General features: G+C 62.1%; 6 protein-coding genes. 1 reads left to right on the forward strand and 5 read right to left on the reverse strand.

Translation table 11 applies throughout. From position 1 onward, the window contains the following. Nucleotides 1-13 precede the first annotated feature (13 nt). The 5 genes from AUR66_RS14620 to upp form a co-directional block, all read right to left on the reverse strand. On the reverse strand, nt 14-2854 hold the full coding sequence (locus AUR66_RS14620; RefSeq protein ID WP_058573012.1) for a TRAP transporter permease: 2841 nt from the start codon (nt 2852-2854) through the stop codon (nt 14-16). Nucleotides 2855-2857: 3 nt separating this feature from the next. Continuing rightward, complete coding sequence (locus AUR66_RS14625; protein ID WP_058573013.1) at nt 2858-3346, reverse strand: DUF1850 domain-containing protein; 489 nt, start codon at nt 3344-3346, stop codon at nt 2858-2860. Nucleotides 3347-3397: 51 nt separating this feature from the next. Next, nucleotides 3398-4441, reverse strand: a complete 1044-nt coding sequence (locus AUR66_RS14630) for a TAXI family TRAP transporter solute-binding subunit (protein ID WP_058573014.1) — start codon at nt 4439-4441, stop codon at nt 3398-3400. A gap of 388 nt (nt 4442-4829) precedes the next feature. Then, a complete protein-coding gene (locus AUR66_RS14635) occupies nt 4830-5039 on the reverse strand; it encodes a DUF7569 family protein (RefSeq protein ID WP_058573015.1) in 210 nt (69 codons plus the stop codon). 93 nt (nt 5040-5132) lie between these two features. Then, a complete protein-coding gene (upp, locus tag AUR66_RS14640; protein WP_058573016.1) occupies nt 5133-5813 on the reverse strand; it encodes a uracil phosphoribosyltransferase in 681 nt (226 codons plus the stop codon). 247 nt (nt 5814-6060) lie between these two features. Between upp and AUR66_RS14645 the strand changes: the two genes are divergently transcribed. Continuing rightward, nucleotides 6061-6390 (forward strand): hypothetical protein, encoded by a 330-nt coding sequence (locus AUR66_RS14645; RefSeq protein WP_058573017.1) that lies wholly within the window; start codon nt 6061-6063, stop codon nt 6388-6390. The last annotated feature ends 264 nt before the right edge of the window (nt 6391-6654 follow it).

Consider the following 6654-nt stretch of genomic DNA (forward strand, 5'->3'; position numbering starts at 1 on the left):
CGAACTGACCGAGTTAGTCAGTCGGTTCGGGTGACCCTGCTGGGGCCTCTCGCTTCCCCTGTTCTGCTTCGCGGCGGTTCTTCAGCGCGAGTGCGCCGAAGATAATTCCACCGAGGCCGCGCATCGCCAGGTCGACAGTGACCGTCGTGGGGACGGTCCCGACGAGTCCGAGTGCGCCGCCGAGGTCGAACACCGCGTTCAGTATCAGCATCGGTGCCATCAGCAGGAACGCGGCGACGGCGAAGAGGCCACGCTCGACGCGGGTCACGCGGCTGTAGAAGTAGCCGATGACTGTCACACCTAGCGCGATGACGCCGACGAGAACCCCGACGACGGGGATGACGACTTCGGGGATGAAGTACCCGATGTCGGCGATATCCGCGCCAGTGACGACTGCGGCCTGTTCACCACGGCCGCGGAGCAGGAGGATGCCGGGCGTGAGTGCGAACGCGAACGGGACGACAGCCTTGTTGAGTGACAGCGAGAACGCCTTGACCCCGGTCTGGAACGGGTCAGACCGGGCGATACCAGACGCGGCGTACGCTGCCACTGCCACCGGTGGTGTGATGTCTGCAATCACCCCGAAGTAGAGGATGAACAGGTGTGCCGCCAGAAGCGGGATGTCCGACGACTGCGCGATGGCCGGGCCGAGGAGGGAGACGAGGATGATGTACGTCACCGTCGTCGGCATCCCCATCCCGAGGATGATGGAGGCGATGGCCGTAAAGAGCAGGAGCAGGACGATAGACCCGCCGGCGACTGCTTTGATGAGTGCCGTCAGGTTCGGTCCGAGACCCGTCGCGCTGACGACGCCGGGGATGATACCCGCGGCGGCGACGGCGACGACGACTTCCGTCGAGGTTCGAGCACCAGAGTCCATCGACTTGCCGATGAACGTCACGTAGCGGAACGCGTTGACGTCCGACAGCGACGGCCGAGAGACGGCGGTTGCGATGCGGTCGGACGCGTCGTCCACTGCCTCGTCGAATTCGAGGAGTGGTGATTCGAGTGCCGGGCGAGCGAGCATCACGACGAGACTCACGAAGATGGCGATGATGCCAAGTTCACCGGCGGCAGCGAGGACGGCATCGACGATGCCGAGTGCTTCACCGCTACCGCCCGTGATGGCGTCGATGATGCCGACACCAGTTGTGGCGTACGCGGCGATTTGTGCGACGAAGAGTGCCGCGATGCCACCGACGAGTGGAATTCTGGTCCGCCCGTTGTACGCTGCGACCACCGAGAGGAGCGCCATGATGGCGATGAGCGTGAACCACGCGGACCGCGCGACGGTCAGACGCTCGACGAGGAGGTAGTACAGCAACAGGAGAATCGGGATGAGGTAGAACCACCCGCGTGCGAGGTGGAAGCGAAGGTCGACGACCTCAGAGCGGTCGAGGCCACCGATGTTGGCCCGAGTCGCTTCGAGGTGGACCATGACCCACACCCCGAAGAAGAACACGACGGCGGGAATCGCCGCCGCGATGATGATGTCCGAGAACGGGACGCCGATGAACTCGATCATCAGGAACGCTGCCGCGCCCATGACGGGCGGGAGAATCTGCCCGCCGGAGGACGCGGACGCCTCGACGGCACCTGCGAACTCAGAGCGGTAACCAGACCGCTTCATCAACGGGATGGTGAAGGCACCGGTCGTCACGGTGTTCGCAATCGAGGACCCGGAGATGGTCCCCATGAACCCGGACGCGAGGATGGACGCCTTCGCCGGGCCACCTTTTCGGGTCCCCGTCGCGGCGTACGCGAGGTCGATGAACCACTGGCCTGCGCCGGACATCTCCAGGAACGCCCCGAACAGGATGAAGATGTAGATGAACTGCACCGAGACGGTGACCGGGATGCCGAACACACCGTTTTCGGTGTTGTACCAGAGGTTCTGGATGATGTTCGCCCACGTCCCTTCGGGGATGGAGAGGACGCCGATGAGGGGCGTCGTCGGCGAGATGAGGAATCCGTACTTTGCGTAGACGATGAACGAGGCGACGATGAGCGTCAGGTAGAACCCGAGCGAGCGTCGGGTCGCTTCCAGCACCAAGAGGACGCCGACGACACCGAGGAAGAACGGGTACGACACGTCCGCGAGGGGGATACCGACGGCACTGATAATCTCGGCGACGAAGCCGAGTGGGCCGAGGTACTCCGCGACGGTCCGACCCGCGTCGAGGCCGAAGATACGGAGTTGCTGAATCTCGGACCACTCCATGACCATGTAGGCGGCCGTCGCGGCGGCGAGCACCATGAAGAACACGTCGACCGGTGTGATGCGCTCACGGTCCGGGTCGACGGCGAGCCAGCGGACGAACCGGCGAACACCGGCAGCGCCCCGGGTGAGTGGGCTGTCTTCACCGAGGCTCGACGCGAGCGATGGTACCACGCGCCCGAGACGTGCCGCGACGGCACCGTGTCCGGTCGTCGGCGGGAAGAGGATGAACGCCAAGATGAGCGCGAAGGCGACGTGAATCGAGTTCACCTGCAGGAGTTGCAGTGAACCGAGCGAAACCTCTCCGACGAGAGGAAGCGTCGCGGAGAAGTCGAAGCCACGCGCCGCCAGCCACACTTGGAACACCGAGAAGGAGATGGCGATGAAGGAGGTGACGACTGCGGCCCATCCGGCAATGGTCCGCTTGCGGTCGATGCCCTCCAGCATCTCCTGTGCCTCTTCTTCGGATATCTTTTCGTCTGTATCGGTCCCCTCACTGTCGTTCGGCGCCTCACCACCGTCGGTTCGAACCGGTGGCACGTCGCCGTCGTGTCCTCCCGTGCGGTCGGACTGAGGGGCATCACTGCTGTCGTTGGGGTCGTCGGGTCGACCCTCGTCGTGTGTTCTGTTCGTCATTGGTCAGTGGAGGGCAGCATCGAGGACCGACTGGTTCGTGACGTGAAGGCGAACCGAGCGCGCATCGGAGAGCGCGACGAGGTCGTACGTCTCGTCTCCGACGTGGAGTTTGTGGCCGGCGACGTGGCCGGGCTTGATGTACACTTCCTCCCAGCTTCCTTCTGGGTCGAAGACGTACGACCCATTTTCCTTGTGGACGTCAGCGTAGGCTGGAAGGCCCCACCCGTACGACTCGAACTCCATTCTCGTCATCTCGAGTTCACCGTTTCTTCGAACTGTGTACTCGTCGAGGACGCGCGTCTTCTCGACGCTGTGCATATACTCGACGGACACGGTAGTATCTTCTTGAACTGGCGCTGTCAGTAGCGTCTCACCGGTCTCCGCATCTTCGACGACGAGCGCCTGCCCGCCAGGAACGGCGGCACTCCCGCCGACAGCGAGTGCTAACACGGCGACTACGACGAGGAAACGTGTTCGGTTCGAATCGAGCATCGAAAGGATTGGTCGGGTTGGTATACTTCTGTTCTAGGGCGCCCTGGTGAGTTAGCCGAAGTAGGCCTGCGCACCGGGGTGCAGCTCGATGGACATGCCGTCTTGGGCACTCTCCGCCGAGATGAAGTCCGTCTTGATGGTCAGCTGGTCGACGTTGTCGAAGATTGCCGCAGTGACCGCCTCGACAGTCGCGTCGGACTGTTCGGCGTTGGTCGCAATCATCGCCTGGACCGAGACGGTCGGGGCGGGGTTCTCGAGGCCGTAGGTACCGGCTGGGACTTCGTCGTCCGCGTAGAACGGTGCGGCGCCCTTGACTGCCTCGCGGTCGTCACCTTCGACGGGCACGATGCGGACGTCTTCGGTCGCAGCGAGTTCTTCGATGGCACCGACTGGCCAGCCACCGACGACGAACGCAGCGTCGATGTCGCCGTTCTTCAGCTGGTCAGATGCCTGCGAGAAGCCGGTGTTCTGCTCGTTGTAGTCGGTGATACCGAGTGCTTCGAGAATCTGGTTCGCGTTGACCTGCGTCCCGGAGCCGAGGTCACCAGTGTTGATGGTCGCACCCGAGAGGTCGCCCGTCGTCTCGATTCCCGTGTCAGCGAGCGTGACGATGTGAATCGTCTCGGGGTAGAGCGTGGCGACACCACGGAGGTTCTCGACGGCGTTCCCTTGGAACGCCTCGATACCCTCACCGTTGCGGGCGAAGTACGCGACGTCGTTCTGAATCAGTGCGAAGTCGGCGTCACCGCGTGCGAGGCTACCGACGTTCTCGACGGAGGCACCGGTCGACTGAACCTGAATGGTGAAGTCCGTGTCGGACTCGATGACCGACTTGAACTCGTTCGAGAGTGGGAAGTAGGTCCCACCCGTGCCACCTGCGTGCCACGAGAGGCGGGCCGACCCACCGTTGCCGCCGTCGTCACCTTCGGTGGTGGTCTCTTCGGCTGCCGTCGTCTCTTCGGCCGCCGTCGTCTCCTCGCCACCTTCGGTAGTCGTCTCTTCGCCGTCGCCACCGCCGGTACACCCGGCGAGGCCAGCGAGACCAACTGCGCCTGTTGCAGCGATAAACTGTCTACGGTCGAGCTTCCGAGTCATACAGTACCATTCGTATTTATCAATATAAATCACTGTTCATGTCAGACTCCGAAATGTGTATATTTTCACACTATGAATTATAAATTATTATTATAAATCGGCGTTTTAATGTGGGCTACGTTACCGTAGAACTATCACCTGTCGTTCGTGGGAAAATGTCGTTCGAGAAGTATTAACTATTCGGCAGTCTTCGTCAGGACGGCGAGCGGGGCGGTTCCCTCGTGTTCGACTCGAAACGAAGGGGTTCGGCGGTGTCTGTGCTCGTGGTATCGTCGAGTATGTGGGTGTTTATCACACTACTCGAATGAGGTGTGGTTCGGGACGTTCGACTCGAACGAAAACCCCCTGACTCCGGTCACTTTTCGACCCGAAAAGAGGGGGTTTCGCCTCAGTCGACGATTATCTCTGAGTCGGACGATTCCGACGACGCGTCGGACGCTTTCGGCGACATCTCGTCTTTGTACCGCGTAATCCAGTCGGCGAAACAGTTCGGACAGAGTCGTTGGTCGTCGACCGTCGAACGGTCGACCTGGAGGCGAACCGCCCGTGCGAGTGCGTCTTCGACCGGTTGCCCGCAACCGTCACATGGGTCGCTCATCTCCGACTCCCTCCGCGAGTACGAGTGTCGTCCATGATTCGGAGTGCGTGGGCGGTAACTTAGTCGTTACCCGCGTGCTTCGCGAGTGCGAGCCTAGGTGGTTCGAAACGCACGGTCACCGGCGTCGCCGAGGCCGGGGACGATGTACCCGTCGTCGTCGAGGTAGTCGTCGATAGCGACCGTCAGCAGGTCGACTTCGGGGAACTGCTCGCCGACGCGAAGGAGTCCGTCCGGGGCCGAGACGGCCGAGAGGACGAAGAGTTTCTCGGGGTCGACACCCGCGTTTTCGAGGACGTGGTCGAGGACGGCGCACATCGTCGACCCCGTCGCGAGCATCGGGTCGGCCACGATGACGGTGTCCGCTTCCGTGATTTCGGGGAGTTTCACGTAGTCGATGGTGATGGGGAAACTCCCTTCCTCGCTCATGCCTGCCTCTTCGTCGCGGCCTGCAGAGATGACACCCTGCTTCGCACGCGGGAAGGCCTTCAGGAGGCCCTCGACGAACGGCGTGGCGGCGCGGAGGACGTTGATGATGACGACGTTGTCGAGGCCCTTTACACGCTCACCGGTGGTCTCTTCCAGTGGCGTCTGGATGGTGACGTATTCGGTCTCCATCGCGCCGTCGATAATCTCGTAGCCACAGATACGGCCGAGTTTGACGAGGCCTTTCCGGAAGGCAACCTGCGTCGTCTGGACGTCTCGGAGGCGCGAGAGCGTGTCCTTTGCCAGCGCGTGGGTGATGAGGTACGCGTCGTCTCGGTCTTCGATGGGCATCTTACCGAATAAGCGGACCCCCGAAGGACATAAATGCGGCTATCGGCCGCCAGCGGCTCCCTGCGGGTAGTTCACGAATGGGGCGCGAGGGAGTCGCACGACGACGGATGCGAGTCGCGTTACGGACTCGTTACGTGGAGAGATACGGGTCGGCCGCAAACACCACCGAGTACACGTTCCCTACTGTGACACTCTGGACGAGGATATGCTGAGTATATCTTTGTCGTCGTAGCGCGTAGTATGGGCTATGTACCTGCGGAATCGCCACGGAAAGAGCGTCGACGCCGTTCCGTTCTTCGTCGTGGCCTCGCTCGCGTTCATGTTCGTCGTCTCGTTCGGGCCACTCTACGGGACGTTGTTCGGCCTCTCTATCGCGGCGGGCGTCGTCGGGTCACTCGTCGTCACCGCCGGGTGCAGTTGCGCCGCCTACTACCGTCTCGTCTGGACCGTGGACCCTGACCTCCGTGGCGAGATTCCGGTGAGCGTTCGCTTGCGGAATCTGGGGTACGCCGCGTTGGCGCTCTTCTTCCTCCTCGTCTTGTTGCTACTCCCGGTCATCCATCGGATGTACTACTGAGACACGTCGGCGATGCCAGCGGTGTCTCGTCTCGTCGACGTGACTCGCATCGACGTGTTGTGTGAGTCGTGCACTTGTGAGAGCGGTCGTGCACCTGTGAGAACGGTCGTGCACCGTGTTCGGTCACCTGACCGGGGATTTAACAATCGAGCCAACGAGCCGAATCTATGGGTCTCGTTAGCACACTCAGAGACGTTCTCGTGGCCGCGAACCAGTCGGCAGACCGGTCGGGAACTGGCCGTGAATCGAACGGCGGGTACTGGT

It is taken from the genome of Haloferax profundi, from assembly GCF_001469865.1.
Taxonomy (GTDB): Archaea; Halobacteriota; Halobacteria; order Halobacteriales; family Haloferacaceae; genus Haloferax; species Haloferax profundi.

Excerpts from the sequence above, each read along its gene's own strand:
- upp (WP_058573016.1), bottom strand. The coding sequence starts at position 5,813 with ATGCCCATCGAAGACCGAGACGACGCGTACCTCATCACCCACGCGCTG.
- AUR66_RS14645 (WP_058573017.1), top strand. The coding sequence starts at position 6,061 with ATGTACCTGCGGAATCGCCACGGAAAGAGCGTCGACGCCGTTCCGTTC.
- AUR66_RS14635 (WP_058573015.1), bottom strand. The coding sequence starts at position 5,039 with ATGAGCGACCCATGTGACGGTTGCGGGCAACCGGTCGAAGACGCACTC.
- AUR66_RS14630 (WP_058573014.1), bottom strand. The coding sequence starts at position 4,441 with ATGACTCGGAAGCTCGACCGTAGACAGTTTATCGCTGCAACAGGCGCA.
- AUR66_RS14620 (WP_058573012.1), bottom strand. The coding sequence starts at position 2,854 with ATGACGAACAGAACACACGACGAGGGTCGACCCGACGACCCCAACGAC.
- AUR66_RS14625 (WP_058573013.1), bottom strand. The coding sequence starts at position 3,346 with ATGCTCGATTCGAACCGAACACGTTTCCTCGTCGTAGTCGCCGTGTTA.